21 protein-coding genes are annotated in these 22,828 nt (G+C 43.3%); 10 read left to right on the plus strand and 11 right to left on the minus strand.

What is annotated here, in order from left to right:
* Window positions 1-155 precede the first annotated feature (155 nt).
* From JHD79_RS04780 to JHD79_RS04795, 4 genes are all read left to right on the plus strand, one after another.
* Window positions 156-362 carry a helix-turn-helix transcriptional regulator gene (locus JHD79_RS04780; protein ID WP_199118068.1) on the plus strand — a complete coding sequence of 69 codons (207 nt, stop codon included), beginning with the start codon at window positions 156-158 and terminating at the stop codon, window positions 360-362.
* A gap of 188 nt (window positions 363-550) precedes the next feature.
* Window positions 551-997: a hypothetical protein gene (locus tag JHD79_RS04785; RefSeq protein ID WP_199118069.1), complete on the plus strand. Its 447-nt coding sequence runs from the start codon at window positions 551-553 to the stop codon at window positions 995-997.
* Between the two features lie 137 nt (window positions 998-1,134).
* Window positions 1,135-1,308 carry a YtxH domain-containing protein gene (locus JHD79_RS04790; RefSeq protein WP_199118070.1) on the plus strand — a complete coding sequence of 58 codons (174 nt, stop codon included), beginning with the start codon at window positions 1,135-1,137 and terminating at the stop codon, window positions 1,306-1,308.
* Window positions 1,309-1,520: 212 nt separating this feature from the next.
* Window positions 1,521-2,834 (plus strand): hypothetical protein, encoded by a 1,314-nt coding sequence (locus JHD79_RS04795; RefSeq protein ID WP_199118071.1) that lies wholly within the window; start codon window positions 1,521-1,523, stop codon window positions 2,832-2,834.
* A gap of 43 nt (window positions 2,835-2,877) precedes the next feature.
* Here JHD79_RS04795 and JHD79_RS04800 read toward each other — a convergent pair whose 3' ends face one another.
* Window positions 2,878-3,078: a hypothetical protein gene (locus tag JHD79_RS04800; RefSeq protein WP_199118072.1), complete on the minus strand. Its 201-nt coding sequence runs from the start codon at window positions 3,076-3,078 to the stop codon at window positions 2,878-2,880.
* 35 nt (window positions 3,079-3,113) lie between these two features.
* Window positions 3,114-4,169 (minus strand): hypothetical protein, encoded by a 1,056-nt coding sequence (locus JHD79_RS04805; protein ID WP_199118073.1) that lies wholly within the window; start codon window positions 4,167-4,169, stop codon window positions 3,114-3,116.
* A 140-nt stretch (window positions 4,170-4,309) separates the two neighbouring features.
* On the opposite strand from JHD79_RS04805, the gene JHD79_RS04810 reads away from it, so the two are divergent.
* On the plus strand, window positions 4,310-4,948 hold the full coding sequence (locus tag JHD79_RS04810) for a TetR/AcrR family transcriptional regulator (protein WP_199118074.1): 639 nt from the start codon (window positions 4,310-4,312) through the stop codon (window positions 4,946-4,948).
* Between the two features lie 237 nt (window positions 4,949-5,185).
* On the opposite strand, the gene JHD79_RS04815 is transcribed toward JHD79_RS04810, so the two are convergent.
* The 4 genes from JHD79_RS04815 to JHD79_RS04830 all read right to left on the minus strand — a co-directional run bounded on the left by JHD79_RS04815 (window position 5,186) and on the right by JHD79_RS04830 (window position 10,931).
* Complete coding sequence (locus JHD79_RS04815; protein WP_199118075.1) at window positions 5,186-6,376, minus strand: GEVED domain-containing protein; 1,191 nt, start codon at window positions 6,374-6,376, stop codon at window positions 5,186-5,188.
* 133 nt (window positions 6,377-6,509) lie between these two features.
* Window positions 6,510-7,271, minus strand: coding sequence for a carboxypeptidase-like regulatory domain-containing protein (locus JHD79_RS04820; protein WP_233164569.1), 762 nt, complete (start codon window positions 7,269-7,271; stop codon window positions 6,510-6,512).
* 315 nt (window positions 7,272-7,586) lie between these two features.
* Window positions 7,587-10,517 carry a DEAD/DEAH box helicase gene (locus tag JHD79_RS04825; RefSeq protein ID WP_199118077.1) on the minus strand — a complete coding sequence of 977 codons (2,931 nt, stop codon included), beginning with the start codon at window positions 10,515-10,517 and terminating at the stop codon, window positions 7,587-7,589.
* 135 nt (window positions 10,518-10,652) lie between these two features.
* Window positions 10,653-10,931 carry a SelT/SelW/SelH family protein gene (locus tag JHD79_RS04830; RefSeq protein WP_199118078.1) on the minus strand — a complete coding sequence of 93 codons (279 nt, stop codon included), beginning with the start codon at window positions 10,929-10,931 and terminating at the stop codon, window positions 10,653-10,655.
* A 259-nt stretch (window positions 10,932-11,190) separates the two neighbouring features.
* Here JHD79_RS04830 and JHD79_RS04835 point away from each other — a divergent pair, with 259 nt between their 5' ends.
* Together JHD79_RS04835 and rsgA are read left to right on the plus strand one after the other, a co-directional pair.
* Complete coding sequence (locus tag JHD79_RS04835) at window positions 11,191-11,979, plus strand: HAD-IIA family hydrolase (RefSeq protein WP_199118079.1); 789 nt, start codon at window positions 11,191-11,193, stop codon at window positions 11,977-11,979.
* 178 nt (window positions 11,980-12,157) lie between these two features.
* Window positions 12,158-13,078, plus strand: a complete 921-nt coding sequence (gene rsgA, locus JHD79_RS04840; protein WP_199118144.1) for a ribosome small subunit-dependent GTPase A — start codon at window positions 12,158-12,160, stop codon at window positions 13,076-13,078.
* 40 nt (window positions 13,079-13,118) lie between these two features.
* Here the strand turns inward: rsgA and JHD79_RS04845 are convergent, their stop codons facing one another.
* The 5 genes from JHD79_RS04845 to JHD79_RS23115 form a co-directional block, all read right to left on the minus strand.
* Window positions 13,119-14,057, minus strand: coding sequence for an alpha/beta hydrolase (locus JHD79_RS04845; RefSeq protein ID WP_199118080.1), 939 nt, complete (start codon window positions 14,055-14,057; stop codon window positions 13,119-13,121).
* Between the two features lie 231 nt (window positions 14,058-14,288).
* Window positions 14,289-15,363 (minus strand): peptide chain release factor 2 gene (gene prfB / locus JHD79_RS04850; RefSeq protein WP_199118081.1). Its coding sequence is split into 2 segments (ribosomal slippage): window positions 14,289-15,302 and window positions 15,304-15,363, totalling 1,074 coding nucleotides; the frame shifts between segments, so codons are not numbered across the junction.
* 394 nt (window positions 15,364-15,757) lie between these two features.
* Entirely contained in the window at window positions 15,758-17,065 is a 1,308-nt protein-coding gene (locus tag JHD79_RS04855) for an amidohydrolase (protein WP_199118082.1), read from the minus strand.
* Between the two features lie 77 nt (window positions 17,066-17,142).
* On the minus strand, window positions 17,143-17,823 hold the full coding sequence (locus JHD79_RS04860) for a LytTR family DNA-binding domain-containing protein (RefSeq protein WP_199118083.1): 681 nt from the start codon (window positions 17,821-17,823) through the stop codon (window positions 17,143-17,145).
* Window positions 17,820-18,878 carry a histidine kinase gene (locus tag JHD79_RS23115; protein ID WP_199118084.1) on the minus strand — a complete coding sequence of 353 codons (1,059 nt, stop codon included), beginning with the start codon at window positions 18,876-18,878 and terminating at the stop codon, window positions 17,820-17,822. Before JHD79_RS23115 ends, JHD79_RS04860 begins: the two co-directional genes overlap by 4 nt.
* A gap of 171 nt (window positions 18,879-19,049) precedes the next feature.
* Between JHD79_RS23115 and JHD79_RS04870 the strand changes: the two genes are divergently transcribed.
* From JHD79_RS04870 to JHD79_RS04880, 3 genes are all read left to right on the plus strand, one after another.
* Window positions 19,050-20,354, plus strand: a complete 1,305-nt coding sequence (locus tag JHD79_RS04870) for an erythromycin esterase family protein (RefSeq protein ID WP_199118085.1) — start codon at window positions 19,050-19,052, stop codon at window positions 20,352-20,354.
* A 199-nt stretch (window positions 20,355-20,553) separates the two neighbouring features.
* Window positions 20,554-22,200: a glucose-6-phosphate isomerase gene (gene pgi, locus JHD79_RS04875; protein WP_199118086.1), complete on the plus strand. Its 1,647-nt coding sequence runs from the start codon at window positions 20,554-20,556 to the stop codon at window positions 22,198-22,200.
* A 79-nt stretch (window positions 22,201-22,279) separates the two neighbouring features.
* Entirely contained in the window at window positions 22,280-22,810 is a 531-nt protein-coding gene (locus tag JHD79_RS04880) for a DUF4251 domain-containing protein (protein ID WP_199118087.1), read from the plus strand.
* The last annotated feature ends 18 nt before the right edge of the window (window positions 22,811-22,828 follow it).

Genomic DNA, 22,828 nt, shown 5'->3' on the forward strand with positions numbered 1-22,828 from the left:
GAACTCTCGGTTAACTCGTGGTAAAATCTGGCGGATTTTGGACGAGTAACATCGTCAAGCAAGGCTAGGCCCTACTCTATTTGTCGCTATAATTAACTATAACAAATATAGTTAATTGATTTTAAAAATCAAAATAATGACTTTAAAAATCATAAATGAAAGATTTTAATAGGATTAAGGTGGTGCTGGCGGAAAAGAAAAAATCGAATAAGGCACTTGCCGAACAGCTGGGAAAAAGGGAGGAAACCGTGTCCAGATGGTGCAATAACAAGCAGCAGCCCTCTATTGAGGAGCTCTATAAGATTTCCGTTTTTTTGGAGGTAGACATCAGGGAGCTGTTAAACAGCAGCAAGCAGGCCTAACTAAGGGAAGTTCTGTTAAACGAAGTGAAAAAAATATCGTTTTGCTTTTAAAGCTATTTTCGCCCCAATGGCCAAGCGAGGCCTAGTGCTAAAAAGAAATGTTGGCCAGCTATTGGTTAGCTAGTTTTTAGTTTGCCAATTAGAGTACTAAGCACCAAACAATTGCCCTTTTCAGGGGTTTATGTGATATGGCCACAAAGCATCCCATACCGCAAGCCGTACCCACCAGCAAATTGCAGAACGGTACCAGGATCGTACTTGGACTTTTTATGGTACTGGCGGGCATTGGCCACCTAAGCTTTCAAAGGCAGACATTTCGTGCACAGGTGCCCAATTGGGTACCAATTGGCAAGGATACCACCGTATTGCTTTCTGGCGTAGCCGAAATTGCCTTAGGCTTGGCATTGTTGCTATTGAAAAAGCAGCGCTCAAAGGCCGGTATTGCCCTCGCCCTGTTTTACGTAGCGGTATTTCCCGGCAATATTGCACAGTACCTCAACCACCGCGACGCCTTTGGCCTGAACACCGACGGGACACGATTGGCCAGGCTCTTTTTCCAGCCCGTCTTAATTGTATGGGCCTTATGGTGCACAGGGGCAATCCATTATTTCAAGCAAAAGAAGAGGATGGATTAGTGGCTTGGTTTTTCCGTTAATTGGTGGGTTACTTGGGCGGCAAAGGCCTATAAGGTGGCCAACACAGAACAAAGCCATATGCCCCAAACGTTTTGATGTTAAAAATGTTTATACCCTATACACTAAATAAAAAAGAGATGGGATTTATTAAAAACGCCTTAATTGGCATTGCAGTTTACCAGGTTATAAAATACCTCACCAAACAAGATGAATTTGGCAGAACAAAAATTGAGGAACTAAAAGATCGGGTGCCAGAATGGATAGAAAAAGCAAAAAAAATGAAAGAGGATATTCAAAAAGGCGTGGTTTAAGGTTCAACTTGCGAAGTTGAAGGAGTGTGATAAAGGACCAAGCATAAGTAAGCATATAACCAATCTATTATTCGACGGAGTGCTATAGTTACTTTCAAGGGAGATTTCACAACGTAATACGCTAGACTCGGTTTAGACTAATTTATAATCACTTTAATAAAAATATTCAGGCCTTCTTAGTTATCTTTGAAAAATCAAAAAATACAAAAATTATGCGGAAGATTAACGTTTCTCTATTGTTCAAATGCACCTTGGGCTTGGTATTTTTGCTAGGCAGCCCAAAAACAAAAGCCCAACTCGCCGCTGGCGACATTCTCTTTACCGGCTTCGATTCTCAACCGGGAGTATCGACCACAGGACCACGATTTGATCGGGTATCTTTCGTTGCATTGAAAACAATTCCCGTAAATACGGTGATCTATTTTACCGACAGGGGTTACAAGGCTAACACTTGGTATCCTGCCAACGCCAACACCGAAGGGACGGTGAAACTTACCGTAACCACCAAAATCAGCGCAGGAAAAGAAGTATCGCTGATCTTAACGCCAGAGAACAATAGCACCAATTATTATGCGGCTACGCTAGACGGTGCGAGCATCGGTACTTTGGTACAGCAAACTTCTCGATTATCATTATCCAATAGCGGAGACCAACTTTTTGCCTTCCAAGGTGGAAGTGGCGATCCAGGTGGCAATGGTGCTGTGCTCATCGCCGGCCTACACTGGAACGCCAGCCAAACAGGAAGTTCCGGAAATTATACCATGCTAACTACAGACGCAGGCTGGGACAATCTAGGCAGCTTAGTACTTGGCCCAAACAACTCTGATTTGCCACCCACTTTGGTGGCTGGACAAAGTGCCTTTTGGTTAGGCTCCCTTGTTATGGATCCCAGTGGGTACAATTATAATGTGGAGTCTGCAGCATTTAATGGTGCCGACAAACCCTACACTACAGCCAGTCAGATCCGCACTGCATTGCTGAAAAGAAGCAACTGGGTAAGGTATGCCTTTGGCACGACCAACACCGAGGTAACCGTACCTACCAACCACTTTACCACAGTACTGCCCGTTACGCTCACCCAATTTACCGCAAACCTTAATAAGTTAGGAATCTTAAAAGTGGACTGGAAAACTGCCCAAGAAAAAAACAATAGCCATTTCATCGTAGAAAGTTCTAGAGATGGCAAATTTTGGAGATACCTGATTCGCAAAGACGCCCTGCCCAACAGCACTGCTGGCGCCACCTACCAAGTGGAAATTAATATGAGTACACTCGGCTTGGCAGGCTTTACGCTCTTAGGCTTGTTACTGTTGCCTTTCTCCAAAAAACGCTACCGCTGGTTTGCCTTCCTGGCAGTGTTGGCTGTACTTGCCACCTCTTGTGCAAAAAATAACGAGGCCAACCAGATCGACCTCCAAGCCGATCAACAGTCGGGCGATGGCAATGTTTTATACTTAAGGCTGGCACAGGTAGATAAAGATGGTACTACCACTTACAGTCAAACTATATTCGTAAAAGCACAGTAAGGTTTCTTAACTATAATTTATTAAACAGGGCAAATGGCAAGGGCTAATAACTGCCAGCAATGATGCTGCGTACTTTGGTTTGGACCGAGCACATTACAGCAATGCCTAAACTATAGTGATAGACTGGCAATGGGTGGAGGTTACTCATACTAACCAGGAGGAAGCCACTCCCCACATGCCAAGCATAACCAGCAGCAGACCAACAGAAAGCCGCTACAGATACCACAAAAAAGCCCATGGCCATAACCATGGGCAGCGTATTAGAGTATATAAAACCTATTATTTCTTAAGGGCCACCACCATTTGGCTATAGCTGGTACTTCCATTTCTGTCTATTTGGGCCACACGAACATAGACCGGCTTAGTGGCAGAGACTACCCTTTCCAATCCTGCCGCCCCGTCTTTTTCCTTGGCGCAGGAAACCACCACCGAAACCATCAATACCAACATGCCCAGCCTTAGCAGTCTATTCCTGGTAGTGGGCAACAGCAACAGTCCCAAAAGCCCAAAACCGGCCAGGGCCATACCGTCCCACTTGGTAGCGAAACTGTAGGCTAAAAGCCCCAAAGAACGTCCACCCTCTGCCTTAGAAACAACGATGCCCAAATCCTGCCAATCTGTTCCATTCGCAGAAGCTTGTACCACAAAACGTTCATTATTGGTCTCGCTATGGGTGGTCCAGTCTACCTGTAGGCGGCCAGCACCAACAGTCGCATCAACCTCTCCAAAGCTTACCGGTAAGGCACCTGCCGAAACATTGGCAATGGTCATGTTTTTAAAGCCCAATATCTCTGGAAAATCAGCCACTGCAATATAGGATAATTCAATTCTGGCCACCCCGTTATAACCGGCCACGGGCCAAGGTGTGGTAAAAGGAATGTCCTTCAGCTTTCCGATTGCCCCCGCACCTATCTGTATGCTAGAGGAGATCTGGTGGCTGGCGATCTGTGCGCCGCTCTCATTGCGCAAGGTGATTACAAACTTGGAGTATGTCCATTTCTGATAATAGCTACCCGCAAAGCTATATAGGTCCATATCCTTTAGCGTAAAGCGCTTACATACACTGCCGCCCTCGGCCTTGATCACCGGATCAACCTGCAAACCCTTACCGCCATCCCTTAACGCGTAGTATATACTGTTGTCACGGGAATCCAATGAGTAGGCATTGCTGACGGCAAATTTGTCTCCCTGTTTCTTAAACCCCACACCCCCACTATTGTCTGCACCCAGGTTACCAAAATGATAGGTCCCATCGGCCGTGCCGTTTTGTGCATGAGCCAGCTGAATAACAAACATTAGGGCAAACAGCCCCATTAAGCGTAGATTTTTTTTCATTTGGTTATTTCTAAAAAATGGTTTATATCATAAATATTGCCCCAACCACCAATTATTTTCCAAATATATATAATGTCACTAAATAGTGACAATAAAAATAAACTATTTTTGAACGGCTTTTAAAACCATTTAAAGTTCTTATGGAAGAAGAAAAACCAAACACCGACAGCAATAGGGAAAAAAGTAGGGAAAAAAGCAAGCAACAGCTGCTGGATGCCGTGGGCAAGCTGCTGCGTACCAAGGGTTATGCCGCGCTGAAGGTAAATGATATTGCCGCCACGGCAGGACTTGACAAGAAGCTCATCTATCGCTATTTCGGCAGCACCGACCAGTTGCTAGATGATTATGTGCTTTCCCAAGATTTTTGGAGCAATATTAAGGGCGACAAAGTTCCGCATGTCATTACCGATGGGGGGCAAGGCTTTGTCAAGGACATGTTGCACGAGCAGTTCGATACCGTTTTTAACAACAAGGAACTTCAAAAAGTATTGCTCTGGCGCCTTTCTCAGCAGCGCAGCTCCCTGAAAAGGCTTGCCGACGAGCAGGAATTGACTGGCGAACAGCTCTTCGAAAGCATTATACATCCACATTTTCAGGAAAAGACAGCCACTTTCAGGGCCATCTCGGCCATCCTGGTCTCCGGCCTCTATTACCTCAATATGACCACCGCCCACAATGGTAGTATCTTCTGCGGACTGGATATGGCGAGCACCGAAGGGCGGAACGAGATCAAGAAAGCACTGAGCTTCCTTATTGACCAGACCTATGAAAATTTATAGCGCTGACTTAAAAAATTATAGAGGCCAATAGGCATCTGAAACCACATCAGCTTATCGAAAAATCCGCCTGAGCTACACGTGGGCAACATGAGCATTCCCTTATTCTGGGTTTGCCATCCCGACTTGATCAACGGCTGCCCTATGCCTAATAGGGTATAGATTATTCCCTCATTTAAATCGGGTTTTAACTGGATGGTGGTTAAGCAGAATAAAGCTTTCCTGAAACAAAGATGGACACTATCTTTTAACAACCTTTATACTTTGATAATGCCCCTTTCCTTCAACGCTGAGCAGATAGATTCCGCTGGGATATTTTCCCAGATCCATATCCTTGCTGCTTTCGGTTTCGTATATGTTAAGCTGTTGTAAGACTTTGCCGCTTAAATCCCTCATCTGGAGCATGCTAAACCTCCCTGCTGCAAAGTTTATAGAGAGTTGCTTAGCAGTTGGGTTGGGATAGGCTTTCACTTCCAGTAACGACAGGTTAAAACTTAGGGATTTTAGCCCCAACTCGGCAATGCTGCCATCATGGTCTACCTGCAACAATTGGTAGTAGTTAACACCGTTCACGGGTGATCTATCGTAAAGGGAATAGTTATTGGGCCCGCCCGAAGTACCGGCACCGGACTGCTCTCCTATTTGTACAGTTTTTCCATTTCCATTACTACGATAGATGATAAACTTAGCATTGTTATGCTCGCTGGCCGTCTGCCATTGTAGCAAGGCATTATTTCCGATGGCCTTTACCGTGAAGGCAGTTAGCGAAACCGGTAGTGTGCCTATAATATTTATCGAATAGTCTTCGGTCTCTCCGTATTCTTGTGTACTATCACACGACTCTGCCCAAGTAGCAACTTCTGCTCCCACAGCAGCTACCCTAACCCTCATGCGTTTAATTCCGCTTACACCATTGCGGATAGGGATATTGGCCGATACCGTGCTGCCAGAACCTGTGCCCACAAAAGTAAATTCATCATTTTCGAAAATGCCATTGTCATTATAGTCGATCCATACGCTTACAGATTCACTGGACCATCCATTTCCCACACTTACCGCAATTGGATAGGACTGCCCAGCAGTTACCGAAGCGGCAGCCAAGGAAGTATAATCATTATACCCATCATTACCACAAGTAGAGGTATTGTCTATACCGGCGAACACTACCTTTAGAATATTATCCCGATCTGTACAATTGAGCACAGGTGTACAATATGCAGGAGGGGCCAGTGTGGCGATACCACTTTGGAACATCATAATGCCCATTGGGGCTGTATGAGTAAAATGATCAGATCTACTATGGTCTTTCGGCAATGGATAGACGGATTGAGCTTGGCCAAACCCATATTCTGCCAGAGGTACCAATGCAGTTTGGCAAAACATTAAACTGGTACCTAGCATGGCAAATAGAGAAGTAAAAGTGTTAATCATAAAAGCGCTTATTAGTTACTAAAAGATAAAAATAGTGTTTTTTTATGGGTATTTCCCAATTCTAGGATTTAAAATCCAGCTTTAAACCCCGTCGTGACCACAAGCCTCGAGCAACAAAACACGCACAGACATACTATTTAAACCAGGTCCCCATCAATTTAACAACGCGTTTGAAGAAAGAGGTTTTTTCAGGGGCCGATAGGGCTACACCTGCTACCCTGCCTGAAAAAGATGTAGCATTGGTGCCCATTGATATCGACTGTTTTTGTGCAGTAGGCGAAACGACCACAACTTCTCCCATCAGAAATTTTTCTGGAGCTAAGCTGATGGTTATGTTTTGGGCCGATTGGCCTAAAGTTACCTCTACTTGTTGATCTTCATACCCCAGGCCATTGATGAACAACTTCACTTTTTGTTTGGCAGCACCTTTTACCATGAGTTCAAACGTACCACTATTGTTCGTGCTGGTCTTCAAATTCAAGCTTGGTAGGTTTACTATTGCACCATAAATTGGCGAAAGGTTTTCTTTTGCCCTCACCAATCCCTTTATGATAAAGGTATCTTCAACGTGATTTGAATTCGACTGCAGCTTGCTATTGGCAGCCGGCGCCTGATATACCGTTGGCTTATCTGCGGCTTGCTGTGCCGAACCTTTACAGGCCACAAGCAGGGCAATAAACGATGCCGCTGCTATTTTAAGACTAAACCTATGGTTAGGCACAAGGGGTACCGTTTCCTGATTAAGCTGATAAAACTGGACCTGATCCATACGACCGCAAACTTTCCCGGGCGCAGCTTGGAAATAATTCTTTAGCTCTGATATACTCATGCCGGCAAAATCAACTACTTCTGCACTGCAATGGTTACAAAACCTCCCCTGGTCGGTTTTACTCATTTTATGCCATTTTTGGCTACAGGGATTTGGAATATCGAGTTTAAGTTTTTTGCTCATGGACTATCATTTTATAGAAGACGCCCTTAGCTTCTATTTTCCATAAAACATGATCTATTTATTTTTATCCCCAATGCAGGTAACCCAATATATTTTTTCGAATGTTATAGGTAAGTGACCCGATCCACAATAGCAACGGTGATACATTAAATCTCTTGACTGTCGGCGACATATCATCCGAATAGGGCAACCTAAGGGCAGCGCGTTTAGGACGATACTATCAAGGCACATCATGCCAATTTCGTGACAACAGATGCCTTAGGAAATTAAATGAAGTAAATTTTCTCTGCTGAGCGATTTAAAGATAGAGGTTTCGGTTTTGATGAGGCCTTTGGCCAAATCTCTCTTGGTTTCCTGCATGTGCATGATTTTTTCCTCTACTGTATCGGGGCAGATGAGCCTCACGGCCATTACATTTTTATGCTGCCCAATGCGATAGGTCCTGTCTATGGCCTGATTTTCTACTGCGGGATTCCACCAGGGGTCAATCAGGTATACATAATCGGCCTGGGTAAGGTTAAGGCCTAGGCCACCTGCCTTTAGGCTGATGAGGAATACCCTTACTTCTGGGTCTTGCTGAAACGAGTTGACCTCGGTCAAGCGATCTTTTGTCTGGCCACTTAGGTAGGCAAATTTAAGGTTTCGTGTTTCCAGTTCTACCCTGATCAGGTTGAGCATGCCCACAAATTGTGAGAACACCAGAATTTTATGGTAGGGCGCCTTACTTTCAAGCTGTTCCATCAATACCTCCATCTTTGCAGAAGCATTACCATAATACTTTTCCTGGCCCAATAGTGCCGGAGAATTACAGATCTGTCGCAATTTGGTAATGCCCTGCAGCACGTGCATACTGCTCTTGGTGAGTTCATCTTCCGATTTCCCCATTAGGTAATCCCTAATTTCGTTACGGCAGCTCTCATATATTTCGCGCTGCCTAGCGCCCATTTCACAGTAGATGACCATCTCTGTTTTATCGGGCAGTTCTTTGGCCACCTGTTCTTTGGTGCGCCGCAGCACAAAAGGATGAATTCGTTGGTGTAGTTCGGCCGCACGTTTTGCGTCCTTAAACTGATCTATTGGCACCGAATACAGCTGTTTGAACTGCTCCCTGCTACCCAGTAGCCCGGGGCAGGCAAAAGAAAGCTGCCCATATAGATCGAAGGTGTTATTTTCGATCGGTGTACCCGTCATTACGATCTTATTGCGTGATTGCAACAGCTTCACTGCCTTATAGCGTTGTGAATCCGGGTTTTTGATGACTTGCGATTCATCCAGAAAAATATAATTGAAGCGGTAACCTTTTAACCATTTGATATCGGCCAGTAGCGTTCCATAGGAAGTAAGCACGACCTCATATGGATCAAAATTGGCCAAATGCCTTACCCTTGTAGCTCCATAAATGGTGGTCAATTTCAGGTTAGGGGCAAACTTTTTGATTTCTTGCTGCCAATTGAATACCAAGGAGGCGGGTACCACCACCAAGTTGGTATTCTGCACCGCTTTTTCGCGCTGCGAGAGCACAAAAGCTAAAATCTGTATGGTTTTTCCCAGTCCCATATCGTCGGCCAAACAGCCTCCAAAATTAAAGGTATCCAAAAAGTTTAACCAGTTTAAGCCTTCTTGCTGGTAGCCTCTTAGGCTGGCCTGCAATCCTGCCGGGGGAGGTATTTTTTCAATATTTTTAAAGGTAGCCAACTTAGTGCGGTAAAGCGCCAGCCGCTCCTTTGTTTCCAGATCAAGAAAAGCTTCTTCATACAGTTCCTCTATTGCCGTATAATTAATATTTGGGGTACGCAGCGAATGTTCATCGATCATTTCCCCAGCGCTAAAGTAGCCTTCAAACTTTTTCAACCACTCCTTGGGCAGGATACCTATTGTACCATCATCTAAGGGCACGAACTTATGCTTGTTCCTAATGGATTTGTGCAAGTGCTTGAGCGAAACCGTTTGTTGGTTAAACTTTACCTTGATGGTGGTTTCAAACCAATCTATACCACTAATGACATGGATGGAAATATCGGCTTTATAGGCATTCAGCTGATTGCCCTTGAGCTCATTAAAACCCAAGATGACAATGCCCTTGCTCCGCCAAGCTTCAAAGGCCTCCAAAAACCATTCGGGCTCCAAGAAGTGCTTTCGGTGCAAATAAAAACAATCGGCATGACGCTGCTCGGAAAACTCGGCTACCTGATCGGCAAAGTAGGGATGCATCTTGGCAATAGTGGTAATAAATTGCAGCTCCCTTTCCTGGTCTCGCGCCAGTGTAAATAGTTGTCCACGCTTATCCTTGGTTTGGATTTGCTTTTGCGAAATCACCGGAATTTCGAGGGCACCATATCGCATTACAGGGGTAAGCAGCACAAAATCTGCTGATTCGGATAAATAAATGAGCTGCTCGTTTTCCAGGTCAAAGCCCTGCTCAATAATTTGACTTTTAGTAGCCGGCTTGAGGTAAGAATAATTGACCTTTACCTTTTCTTCTAATGATGACAAGATCTGCGTTTGGAAGTCTTCATATGCCGACCGTGTTAGGACCAAATTGTTATGATGCTGCTTAAAAAAGTCGATTAAGGTTAAAAAGTAAGGATGGTGCACCAGGTATAGCTGTTGTTTAACCTGAATAAAATAACGGTAACATAGTGTTATGGTTTCCAGGTCATAAGCTTTTCCATTCAAATGCAGCCTTGCCGACAGGGCAAAGGTATCGCCCCTTTCATCTACAGCAAGTTCTACCGCTGGCTGTAGCAGGGAAATCTTGGTTTTTACTACCGAATTGGCATTTATGGTAGTGGAGATTTTCTCGTCGTGCCTATAAACCTCCAACCCTAACGGATTATGCACAATCGCTTTTAGCGCCTCAAGGTCGGCTGTTGAACTGGCTTCGTTATAGTGGTTCCTAAACTTGCTTACCCCAGTGAAAAATTTGAGCACCGCCTGTTGCTCGCTTTTCCATACATAGTCTAGGGGATCTAACAGCTGAAAAGGATTTTTGAGCTTGTTCTGCCTACTGCGTTCGGCACTGATCAGTTCAACAACCAAATGCCGATAATGGCGATGGCGACTAAAAACAAGTGCAAGCTGCGGATAAGAAGGGTTTACCGGCAAATGAGACAGCTTGTTGGCCTGTACAATGGGCACAAGTACCTCATAGTTGAGCTGATCAATAGGTTCGTCATCGCTTTCCTTCATGGCAGAATTTTATAAGGGCTTAAAGATAAACCAAATTAGGCAAGATCACGAAGGGAGAAGATCAATATCTAAAGTATCCTTGGTCTAGGTTGAAATGGATGGTGATTATAAATCTCGACTAAAGGTGCTGCCCATTTATTTGACATCGGAATGGCCGAGGGGCATAGCTGGATTCACCACATCACGCACCAACCGTTTAAGCTCCTTAATTTCGGGAAAACGTCCGGCTGTTTTTCGATCAAAGATCAGCTCCCCCTCCACAGAGATCAAAAAGGTGCCACCAGTTTCACTGGGCTTTAGCATTACACCGTTTAGCTCATCTGTAAAAGTGGTCAGAAGTTCCTGTGCGAAATAAGCAGAGCGCAGCATCCAGCCACATTTAGGGCAATATTCTATGGTGACAGAGGGTTTCATCATGGCTGGGCAAGATAGGCAAAATTTGCAATTAGTCTAGATTCGAAATCCATACCTGATGAAATACAGATTTAAAATCTGCTTCAATTAGGTTTCGATTATAAATCCCACCCAATGGCAGTATTTCTCTGATCCCAAAAATGCAACGATTAAATGCTCCGCATAAACTTAAAATTACCACATCAAAAACCCTTCTTATCTGCTTTTTATGGGAAGTAAAGGCTATATTTGTTGAATAACATCATAAAACTCAAGAAATATGAAACAGGGCCTGTTGATAGACATGGATGGCGTAATTTACAGTGGCGAAGAACTAATATTTGGTGCCGACAAATTTATTAAGCATCTATTAAAGGAAGGTATTCCATTTGCCTTTATGACCAACAACAGTCAACGTACAGCGCTCGAAGTGGTACGCAAGCTGAAGGCACTTGGCATAGAAGTAAAACAAAGCCATGTATATACCAGTGCCATGGCTACTGGCAAATTCCTTTCCGACCAAAGCCCAAATGGTACGGCCTATGTATTGGGAGAAGGCGGTCTGATCAGTAGTCTACATGCCCACGGCATTACCTTGGTGAATACAGACCCCGAATTTGTAGTGCTGGGCGAGGGCAGAAATTTCACATTGGAAATGGTGCAAAGGGCGGTAGATATGATTTTGGCAGGAGCCAAGTTCATTACCACCAATAGGGACCCTTCTCCAAAAAAACCAGGTTGGAACAACCTTGGCATTGCAGCCACTACGGCAATGATCGAAGAAGCCACTGGCAGAAAGGCATTTGTAACAGGAAAACCAAGTCCGGTGATGATGAGGTCGGCACGTAAGTTTCTGGGCCTGGAAACCAGTGAGACAACCATCATTGGCGACACGATGGAGACCGATATACAAGGTGGGGTACAAATGGGCTACAAAACCATACTGGTTCTGTCGGGCATATCAAGCAAAGATACCCTAGGTCATTATGCCTTTAAGCCCGATATGATTGCAAGTTCTGTAGATGAGATCAAATTTCCGCTAAGCTGGTGGGAGCACAAGGCCTCATAAAAAAGTTTGTAGGCTGGCCAACGCCTTAATAGAAAAACCAGCGAAAGAAAAGCTTGCTGGTTTTTCATGACCATCCTTTTCTTGATGGGCCATTCTTAATGAAAGCTATTCCATTTCACAAAAAATGAAAAGGTCAAGGCAACAGCTACCCAACATTTTTCATACCTTTGCCCATCATATGCAGGGCTTAGTCATTAAATCTACTGGAAGTTGGTATCAGGTATTTGCTGAAGATGGCGAAACCTACCAATGTCGCATCAAAGGTAAATTTAGGATGAAGGGCATACAAACCACCAATCCTATTGCCGTTGGCGACCAGGTAGACTTCGAGTTAGAGCCTAATGCCAATACGGGCGTTATAGACAGGCTACATCAACGTAAAAACTATATCATCCGCAAATCGATCAACCTGAGCAAACAGGCACAGGTTATTGCGGCCAATCTGGACCAGGCTTTTCTGATCGTTACCTTAGCCTCACCCCGCACATCGTTGGGCTTTATAGACCGTTTTTTGGTCACTTCCGAGGCCTACGGCATCCCAACCTCTCTGATATTCAACAAACTGGACCTCTTCAGTGAGCATGGCTTGGAGATCCTAGCTGAATACAAGGCGATCTATGAACAGATCGGCTACCCATGTCATGAGGTTTCTGCCTTAAAGGGCACCAATATAGCGCAGCTTAAAAATTTGCTGAAAGACAAGGTCACTTTATTTTCCGGCCATTCGGGCGTGGGAAAATCAAGCCTGATCAATGCCCTGCTGCCCGGCTTTGAGCTTAAAACCGGAGAAGTAAGCGAATCGAGCGACAAGGGGCAACATACCACTACCTTCGCGGAAATGTATAACCTGCCCTTTGGAGGTTATTTAATTGATACGCCAGGTATTCGGGAGTTGGGCATTGTAGACATTGAAAAAGAGGAACTGAGCCATTTTTTTGTAGAGATGCGCGATCGCCTGAACCAGTGTAGGTTTAACAATTGCAGACACGTTAACGAGCCCGGCTGTGCAGTGATCAAAGCCGTTGAAAATGGCGAGATTGGGCTTAGCCGCTATGAAAGCTACCTGAGCATCTATCACGGGCATGATACCAGGGCCTAATTGGGACCCGAACAAAGTTCAAGGAAAAAACAAGCCAACGCTAGTTGAACTTATTTGCTTCCAGCCAATTCTTTAACCTTTCGAACCAATCGTCCTTGGTGGTCTTATTATATAAGCCAAAACCATGTCCTCCCGCCTGGTAGACATGCATTTCTACAGGCACACCATTCTTCACCAAGGCCTCATTGTACATAATGCTGTTTTTTACGGGCACCGTTGTATCATTATTGGCATGTACCAAAAAGGCAGGAGGGGTTTGTGCCGTTACCTGTCTTTCAGCAGAAAAATATTTCCTTTGCTCTGGTGTAGGGTTTTCGCCCAACAACCTGTTGACCGATCCTGAATGAGTATATTGGCCAAAACTGATTACCGGATAGATGAGAATAGAAAAATCGGGCCTTAAGCTGATGTTCTCCTGATTTTGCACCTTCATATCTGCATAATGTACACTTAAGCTAGCGGCCAAATGCCCTCCAGCAGAAAAGCCAACAATTCCTATTTTATTGGTCTGTATATTCCAATTGGCTGCATTTTTCCGAACCAAATACATCGCCTGTAAAACATCTTGCAAAGGCCCCGTGGTTTTATCCTGCATCACCAAATCGCTCGGCAGACGATACTTCAGCACAAATGCGGTAATGCCCAGTTCATTGAACCTTTTGGCAACATTATAGCCCTCTTTGTCAATGGCAAGGATGGCATAACCACCTCCCGGGCAAATGATCACTGCCGCTCCGGTTGGATTTTTTGCGGGATAAACAATAAGCTCAGGCTTGGTCACCTTGCTCAACCTTGCGCCCCCATCTTTGTTAGGCACATTTTCTTCTACATAATCTGATGGGGTTGGCCTCGCTCCCGGCACAGCGCCTCCATATAAAGAAATCACTTCTTGTGCATTTACCGTTGTCATAGCTAGTAAAAGGAAAGTCAGCAGACCGAAGGCCCGAAAACCAAAAGATATATCGAAGTATTTAGTCATTAGTTATGATATTTTATTCAAGCACTAAATTTAACCATAAAAGTAACAAATTAGAAAACAAAAGCAGTTGGCCGTTTTCAGCTAGTGATGCCCTAGCCTACCTCGAGCGCAACCCTTATTTATCCAAAAAAGAACCACCTATATCAGACAGCAAAAAGCTTTTTTGTAGGCAGCCTTCAACAAGATTATACCGACCTAAGCACTTTCCAACAATTTAAACGACTCGCCTTTTTAAAACTCCATCAAATAAGCTTTGAGGAATTCATTAATATCTCCGTTCAATACTGCATCTGGATTGGAAGTTTGATAATTGGTACGATGATCTTTCACCCGCCTATCGTCCAACACGTAACTTCTGATCTGCGAACCCCACTCTATTTTTTTCTTATTGCCTTCTATGGCAGCCGTTGCCTCCATCCGTTTACGCATTTCAATTTCGTACAATTGCGATTTCAGCAAGCGAATAGCATTTTCCTTATTTTGCAACTGTGACCTTGACTCTTGATTTTTAATGATAATGCCCGATGGCTTATGGTATAAACGTACCGCAGTTTCTACCTTGTTTACGTTCTGTCCGCCCGCACCACCAGATCGGAAGGTTTCAAATTCGATGTCGGCAGGATTTACCTCGATTTCTATGGTATCGTCTACCAACGGATAAACATATACCGAGGCAAAAGAAGTATGGCGACGGGCATTGGAATCAAACGGAGAAATGCGCACCAAACGGTGTACCCCATTCTCGCCCTTTAGGTAACCATAGGCAAACTCGCCACTGATCTCTAAAGTAACGGTCTTTACCCCTGCCACATCTCCTTCCTGATAATCTTGTTCGGCTACTTTATAACCATTTTTCTCTGCCCACATAATGTACATGCGCATCAGCATACTGGCCCAATCACAGCTTTCTGTGCCGCCTGCACCCGCCGTAATCTGTAGCACCGCATTCAGTTGGTCTTCCTTGCTGTTGAGCATATTTTTCAGTTCCAGATCTTCTACCGCCTTTAGGGCCAATTGATACTGTTGCTCCACCTCTTCTTCACTCGCATCGCCACTTTGCTGAAATTCATAGAGCACGGCTGTATCTTCAAAAGCTATATTGGCCTTGGCAAAACCTTCTGTCCATTTCTTTTTGGTGCTAATTTCGGCCAAGATCTGTTCGGCACGTTTGGGATTATCCCAAAAATTAGGATCCAGCGTTATCTTTTCCTCTTCGCCAATCTGGTATAAAAGCTCATCAACGTCAAAGATACCCCCTCAGAGAAGTTAATCTATCTCTTAAATCCTGTAACTGTTCTTTAGTCATAAAGGCAAATATAGGAAAGTTGCTTATTAATTAAATTATTAGAAGACTGGAAAGTGTAAAGGTTTTCTATGGCAAGTTTTAGCCCTAATTTCCTAAATGGGAAATATAAAGTTGATTTTGTTTTGGAAAGCAATTACAATAGTTCTTATGTGCCTACAGCCCCTTATATGCTACCGTCTTTTTTGTGCCATTAGGTCGTCATTGCGAACGCAGAGAGAAATCTCAAAGTTAAATGCATCCAACAAGCAGATTGCTCCTCATTCCTCGTCGAAATAATACAATAAAAAAGTACTTCCGCTGCTACCGGGTTTAGTTTACGAAAGACAGCTCTCCAACACTGCATTCGAAATGGCTAAAGTTCTTCTTTAACCGATATTATCACCGAGTAATTTCCCTACTTCTTCTTCATTCCCATATAATCCAAAGTCAAATTACACAATGCTTTTACCCCCAAATCGAAGCTGCTTTCATCAATAAAGAAATCTGGAGTATGATGTGAAGCCGCCTTCAATGGATCTTGTCCTTTTGGTAAGGCGCCCAAGAAAAAGAACAGACCAGGTACCTTTTCCTGATAAAAAGAAAAATCCTCCGCACCAGTTACCGGTGGTTTTAGTTTTACATTTGCTGCTCCAGCCGTATATTGCAAAGAAGGCAACATTTTTTCTGTCAGCTCCAGATCGTTAAAGGTAACGGGATAATGTGCACTATATGGGATTTTAACTTCGGCTTTTGCCCCCGCAGCCTCTGCCGTTTTAGTGACAATGGTCTTGATGCGCTCAATAAACAGGGCCTCATCTTCTTTAGTGAAATTGCGTACCGTACCCAACATTTCTACCTTTTCGGGGATGATATTAGACCTTACTCCCCCATGGATACTACCAATGGTGACCACTCCGGGGTTTTCTGTTACATTTAAGTTTCGGCTAACAATGGTCTGCAGGCTGTTCACTATCTGTGCTGCCACCACAATAGGGTCTACACTGCTCCAAGGATAGGCACCATGCGCCTGTTTGCCGGTAATGGTAATCTTCATATCGTTAACCGCTGCCATGGTTCCCCCTGGCCTATAGGTAAGTTGGCCAACAGGGGTCTGGGAATTAATGTGCAGACCAAAAATAACATCCACCTTCGGATTTTCCAATACCCCTTCCTTCACCATTAGTTCGGCCCCACCTTCTTCACCTACAGGTGCGCCTTCTTCTGCGGGCTGGAAAATAAACTTTACCGTTCCGGCCAGGTTCTTCTGCATTCCGGCCAGTACCTCGGCCACGCCCATTAGGATAGCCACGTGCGAATCATGACCACAAGCATGCATAACTCCTACCTGCTGACCATTATAGGTTGTTTTAACCTTCGATGCAAAGGGTACGTCTACCCGTTCTGTTACGGGAAGGGCATCCATATCGGCCCTCAATGCAATTACAGGACCTGGCTTGCCCCCTTTCAGCAGGCCTACCACCCCAGTTTTGGCCACTCCCGTATTTACTTCAATGCCTAAAGCCTGCAAATGCTTGGCGATGATCTCTGCAGTGCGTTTCTCTTGGTTGCCCAACTCTGGATGCTCATGAAAATCCCTACGCCACGCTATCACTTTCGACGAAATGGCATCTGCACGTTTAGCGGCTTCGGTCTTTTGAACCAACGTTTGGGCGAATAGACCTAACGGCACAATTAAAAGCCCAGAAAGCAATAGTTTTTTCATGATGGTTTAGCTTAATTTAAGCCAATATAATGAAAAATAAAATCTAAGCTCAATGCCTCGCCCGCATTTCTTAAAAACTACCTGTTAATATGTAAAAGCAGTTCCTTTTTATACGATTTGCCAATTGGAATCAGGGTCTGATTGCTCAAAATCAAATGATCATGGCTAAGCCTTACCACCTGCATTTTATTGATCAGGTAAGAGCGGTGCGCCTGAATAAACACCTCCGGATTTAGCCTCTCTAAGATCCCTTTTAAGGTATGGTAAATGATATGTACCTTTTGCTCGGTAACGATCTTTACATAATCTTTACAGCCTTCTACATAAAGAATATCCTGTTGTTTAAGGTTGAGCATCCCGTCTTTATCTTTAATCACCAGGGTATTGGTTATTCCCTCTGTAGCTACGGTGGCCTTTTCTATTTTGGCCACAGCTTTTAAAAATCGTTCGTAAGAAAAAGGCTTTAACAGGTAATCTACGGCATTGAGCTCAAAGCCTTCAAAAGCATATTGCTTATAGGCAGTGGTAAATATGGTTTTAGGCGCATTGGGCAGCGCCTTTAAAAAGTTTACCCCATTTACTAAAGGCATTTCAATATCCAAGAACAAGAGATCGATTTTGTTTTTGCCCAGGTATTCATAGGCTTCAACCGCATTTCTAAATTTAGCAACCAAGCTAAAACCTGGAGTCTCTTCAATATAATGCGCCAACACCTGATGTGCTAAAGGTTCATCGTCTAATATTACGCAACTGATCATGGTTTTATGCTTAATTCTGCCACAAAGATAGGACCTTCGGTAGTCAATAAAAGTTGATGACGACCCGGATAATACAGTTCCAATCTTTTTTTGATATTGTTCAGGCCTATTCCTCCTCGTTTAGCTTGGGTTTGTAAAGGATTGGCAGGTAAGGTTTCATTTTCAATCCTAAAAACCAAAGTACCCTCCTTAAACGATAGTTCGGCCAAAACACCTGCCTCATTTTCCAATTTATGTTTCCCATGTTTGAAACTGTTTTCTACCAAGGGCAAGAATAATAAGGGTGGGATTTTTAGCGGAGGAATATCTTCAGCAACTTTCAATACTATATTAGCCTGCGGAAATTTTTTCTGTTCCAATTCAAAATACCCTTCCAAAAAGACCATTTCGTCTTGTAAAGCCACTTCCTCTTGGTCACAATCGTATAAAATATACTGCATCATTTGCGACAACAATAGAATAAACCTTGGGGTTTCCTTTGACCCTGTAAGGCTCATGCCATATAAACTGTTCAAGGTATTGAATAAAAAATGGGGTTGCAGTTGTGTCTTTAACAGGTTGAGCTGCAAATGAAGGTGGTCGGTTTCTATTCTATGGCGCTGGACTTCATTTTGATAGGAAAACCTTGAAAATGCAACACATAAAAAAGCAATTGCATCGGTTAGGATCATATTCCAATCCATAAAAAAGCCTATATAACCCGTAGTAAAAAAACGATGGCTGGGCATCCCTGTGGTAAACTCGGCAAATATCCACGATACGGCCATGTGGTTAAGGGTGGTGAGGAATACAAAGTAAATCAGGCTCAACACTAACACCCAAAGATATTTTTTAAGGTATAGTAAACGGGGTACAGCCCATTTATAATAAGGAACGAGGTAAAGTGTAGAACAGATGGCATACAAACAAATTTCAGGATAAGGGAAATCATTATTGGGGATATGGGGAAGCCCCGAATGATCTATATAATAGGAATATTTATAGATGCAAACGTAAAATAGCCAGATGAGCAGCTCAAATACAACTGGAAAAGTAAGGGTCGATTTTTTTAACACATTTCAAAACTCGGAAAATTATTGGTTTTTATACCATCCGGTTCGACGAACATCACATTTTGCCCGACTAAAATAAAGCCACTTTAATTGATGGCGCCTAAAGCTTTACTTGTCGAATAAATAGGTCATCTGCAGGCAACTCTTCCTTCATTTGTGAAAGAAAAAGAACATATGAAATTAAATATGCACCTGAATATAGTGATCGTAATGATGGCGATCCTATGCCACACTAGCCCCATAGCGGCACAACAAAAAGCAAGCACAACCAACGACACCACCTTGAGTGCAAAAGAGATCAAAGCCGTTTCGTTGAAAGATTATAAAAGCTTTAAGGCCAGTATTGGTCCCCTGATCAAAGAAATGAGTACCAAAAGGATTGTAGGCTTGGGTGAAGGTACCCATGGTACGGCCGAGTTTTACAAAGTACGTTATTGGATCAGTAGAATATTGATCGAAGAAAAAGGGTTTGATTATATCGCCTTTGAAAATGACCTGAGTGACGTATGGACATTAAATCAACAAGTAAGTGAAACCAAAGACTTAGGCCAATTAATGAAAAGCCATTTGATGAGCATCTGGCAGAATGAAGAAACCAAAGAAATGCTAAACTGGGTAAAAGAATACAATGCCACACACCAGCACAAAATAACCCTTAGCGGGTTAGATTTCCCCTTGCTAAAACCAGATGTTGAAATGTTGATTTCAGTATTAACCAAAGGGCAAGACCTGACATTGATGCCTGCGGTAAAAAGTCTATACCAAGCAGCCAGCCTACAAGATGAAGCCTGGATCGGCATGAATGATAAAAGCTACAAGACTGATTGGAAATTATTGCGTTCGGGAAGTAAAAGTGGTTATATCACTGCCGATTCGATAGAAAAACAAATGGCTAACCTCCAACTTTCCCCTATTTTAAAGGGTGAATTTCAACAGGCACTCACGAATTTAAAACAAGGCTTTGCCCCTTTTTATGGTGGTACGGCCGAAGGAGACCGCGATAGTTTAATGGCCAACAATGCCGCCATGATCTTAAAGGACAGCAATGGCAAAATGATTATCTGGGCACATAATGCACATGTGGGCAAAACAAAAATCTATGCCGGAGCCGTAGGTGGTACCGGAAGCTATTTGCTCAAGCTGTTTCCTAACAATTACTTTGTTCTGGGTACGGGTACGGCCAATGGTACCTTTGCCGCTACAATTGATGTTAGACCTACCAATAGTAACCCAATGAAGGCTTACCCCTTGGCAAAACCCATTGTGGGTTCTTGGGATGAAATGTTGGCCAACAAAGATATACCTAGCTTTTATTTCAGCCCTTCAAAAACAAAGCTGGCCGGTTTGGCCAAGCCTTTACGCTTGATCGGCTTTGGGATAAAAAGTGATGCATCAACCTACGACACCCTCAACTTAGCAAAGATGTTTGATGCTTTTCTGTTCATCAAAGATACCCATGCACCTATACCATTAAAATAAACCTTCAGACTCCGCACAGGCCCATGCCCTAGAGGTATGGGCTTTTTTTAAGATGAAAAGCATTCCTTTCCATGCTGTTTTTTAACAGAAATTATAAATATTATTGGAATTTAAAGGAGGACAATACGCAACAGTTCCCCATCCTATGGTATCAGGTTTAGTTTTTTATTTAGTATTTTTACTTCATAAACATTCGATTATGCTACCAAAAATTAATTTCACCGAAACCACTGCCTATCAATATTTGGCCGATCATTTTATAACGATTAACGAAACTACCATCAAGGATTTATTTGCCCAAGACCCAGAACGATTTAAAAAGTTCAATATTTTGTTTGAAGATATGCTGGTTGATTTTTCAAAAAATAGGATTGATGATACCACATTGGCCCTGCTGATACAATTGGCTAGGGAATGTAAATTGGATGAGGCCATAAAGGCCATGTACAGCGGTGAAAAAATAAATGAAACGGAAGGTCGTCCAGTACTTCATGTTGCCCTGCGCAACCAAAGCAATACCCCTATCCTTGTGGATGGCAAAGATGTAATGCCAGAGGTGAATGCAGTATTGGCCAAAATGGAAAAATTTAGCGAGGCCATCATCTCGGGAAGCTGGAAAGGCCATACAGGTAAGGAGATTACCGATGTGGTCAACATTGGCATTGGAGGATCTGACCTGGGCCCCGTAATGGTTACCGAAGCATTGAAACATTACAAAACCAGGCTAAATTTACACTTTGTATCTAACGTAGATGGCACACACATTGCCGAAACTTTAAAGGTGGTAAACCCAGAAACTACGCTGTTTTTAGTCGCTTCAAAAACCTTTACTACACAAGAAACCATGACCAATGCCCATACGGCCAGGGCGTGGTTTTTGAGCAAAGGCACAACAGAAGCGGATATTGCCAAACATTTTGCTGCCCTTTCTACCAATGCAAAAGATGTAGCTGCCTTTGGCATTGATACCGAGAACATGTTCGAGTTTTGGGACTGGGTAGGTGGCCGATACTCTTTATGGAGTGCCATAGGCCTTTCCATTTGTCTGGGTATTGGATTTTCAAACTTCAGAGCATTGTTAGCTGGTGCACACGCTACCGATAAACATTTCGCCGAAGCTCCTTTTGAACAAAACGTACCGGTAATTTTAGGCATGCTAGGGATTTGGTATATTAATTTCTTTAATGCAGAAACACAGGCCATTTTACCTTACGACCAATATTTACATCGATTTGCAGCCTATTTCCAGCAGGGTGATATGGAAAGCAATGGCAAATATGTAGATCGCAATGGCAAGGTGGTGGATTATGAAACCGGCCCCATTATATGGGGAGAACCAGGCACCAATGGCCAGCATGCTTTTTATCAGTTGATCCATCAGGGAACCCGTTTAATTCCATGCGACTTTATAGCGCCTGCACAAAGCCTAAATGCACTTGGCGAACACCATCCTATTCTGTTATCTAATTATTTTGCCCAAACTGAAGCTTTAATGAATGGTAAGGAGGAAGAAGAAGTGGTAGCCGAACTAACTAAAGCGGGTAAAACAGCCCAAGAAATTGCCAAACTTGCACCATTCAAAGTTTTTGAAGGAAACAGGCCTACCAATTCCATTCTATTGAAAAAGGTTACACCTTATAGCTTGGGCAAGTTGATTGCCATTTATGAGCATAAAATATTTGTACAGGGCGTAATCTGGAACATTTTCAGTTTCGACCAATGGGGAGTAGAATTGGGCAAGCAATTGGCACAAAAGATACAGCCCGAACTGAAAGATGACCAAGAGGTAAGCGCTCACGATTCCTCTACCAATGGCCTGATCAACCAATATAAAGCTTGGCGATAAAACCTTTATGGATTTTTAATGTTTTCGTCATCATAGAATTAATTCAATTTAAAATGACTGAATTTAAAAAATAGATTTTATGAGCACTTTAAAAACCATCTTTATGGGCGCATGGCTATGCCTTGCGCTACAGGCCAACGCACAAACAGATAAAGCCACAACGGCCAAAATTGTGGAGGCCAAGAATTATACCTTTGTAGCAACAAGTGCTACCCCAATGAATGCGCAGGACATTAGTAGGGTGATGAGCAAAATGCCAGGTGCCATGCAGGGTGGTACCATTAACCTGAATGAAACTTATTATCAATTAAAGGTAACGGCAGATAGTATCGTTTCTTTCCTACCCTATTATGGAAGGGCATTTAATGCCTCCATGAACCAAACAGAAGGTGGGGTAAAATTCAACTCCAAGAAATTTGAATACAAAACAACAAAAGGTAAAAAAAGTGGATGGAATATAACGGTAAATACCAAAGATACCAATGAGGGTTATCGGTTTTCCTTAAGTATCAGTGAAAGTGGCTATGCCACTCTATCGCTAAATAGCAACAATAAGCAGTCTATTACTTATAATGGCTATCTGATGGAAAATAAAGATGAAACTAAATAATGGCTTTTCATTAGGCTA

Origin of the sequence: Pedobacter sp. ASV28, assembly GCF_016428855.1 — a bacterium.
Classification (GTDB): domain Bacteria; phylum Bacteroidota; class Bacteroidia; order Sphingobacteriales; family Sphingobacteriaceae; genus Pedobacter.

Excerpts from the sequence above, each read along its gene's own strand:
- JHD79_RS04780 (WP_199118068.1), top strand. The coding sequence starts at position 156 with ATGAAAGATTTTAATAGGATTAAGGTGGTGCTGGCGGAAAAGAAAAAA.
- JHD79_RS04785 (WP_199118069.1), top strand. The coding sequence starts at position 551 with ATGGCCACAAAGCATCCCATACCGCAAGCCGTACCCACCAGCAAATTG.
- JHD79_RS04790 (WP_199118070.1), top strand. The coding sequence starts at position 1,135 with ATGGGATTTATTAAAAACGCCTTAATTGGCATTGCAGTTTACCAGGTT.
- JHD79_RS04795 (WP_199118071.1), top strand. The coding sequence starts at position 1,521 with ATGCGGAAGATTAACGTTTCTCTATTGTTCAAATGCACCTTGGGCTTG.
- JHD79_RS04800 (WP_199118072.1), bottom strand. The coding sequence starts at position 3,078 with ATGGCCATGGGCTTTTTTGTGGTATCTGTAGCGGCTTTCTGTTGGTCT.
- JHD79_RS04805 (WP_199118073.1), bottom strand. The coding sequence starts at position 4,169 with ATGAAAAAAAATCTACGCTTAATGGGGCTGTTTGCCCTAATGTTTGTT.
- JHD79_RS04810 (WP_199118074.1), top strand. The coding sequence starts at position 4,310 with ATGGAAGAAGAAAAACCAAACACCGACAGCAATAGGGAAAAAAGTAGG.
- JHD79_RS04815 (WP_199118075.1), bottom strand. The coding sequence starts at position 6,376 with ATGATTAACACTTTTACTTCTCTATTTGCCATGCTAGGTACCAGTTTA.
- JHD79_RS04820 (WP_233164569.1), bottom strand. The coding sequence starts at position 7,271 with ATGAGTAAAACCGACCAGGGGAGGTTTTGTAACCATTGCAGTGCAGAA.
- JHD79_RS04825 (WP_199118077.1), bottom strand. The coding sequence starts at position 10,517 with ATGAAGGAAAGCGATGACGAACCTATTGATCAGCTCAACTATGAGGTA.
- JHD79_RS04830 (WP_199118078.1), bottom strand. The coding sequence starts at position 10,931 with ATGAAACCCTCTGTCACCATAGAATATTGCCCTAAATGTGGCTGGATG.
- JHD79_RS04835 (WP_199118079.1), top strand. The coding sequence starts at position 11,191 with ATGAAACAGGGCCTGTTGATAGACATGGATGGCGTAATTTACAGTGGC.
- rsgA (WP_199118144.1), top strand. The coding sequence starts at position 12,158 with ATGCAGGGCTTAGTCATTAAATCTACTGGAAGTTGGTATCAGGTATTT.
- JHD79_RS04845 (WP_199118080.1), bottom strand. The coding sequence starts at position 14,057 with ATGACTAAATACTTCGATATATCTTTTGGTTTTCGGGCCTTCGGTCTG.
- JHD79_RS04855 (WP_199118082.1), bottom strand. The coding sequence starts at position 17,065 with ATGAAAAAACTATTGCTTTCTGGGCTTTTAATTGTGCCGTTAGGTCTA.
- JHD79_RS04860 (WP_199118083.1), bottom strand. The coding sequence starts at position 17,823 with ATGATCAGTTGCGTAATATTAGACGATGAACCTTTAGCACATCAGGTG.
- JHD79_RS04870 (WP_199118085.1), top strand. The coding sequence starts at position 19,050 with ATGAAATTAAATATGCACCTGAATATAGTGATCGTAATGATGGCGATC.
- pgi (WP_199118086.1), top strand. The coding sequence starts at position 20,554 with ATGCTACCAAAAATTAATTTCACCGAAACCACTGCCTATCAATATTTG.
- JHD79_RS04880 (WP_199118087.1), top strand. The coding sequence starts at position 22,280 with ATGAGCACTTTAAAAACCATCTTTATGGGCGCATGGCTATGCCTTGCG.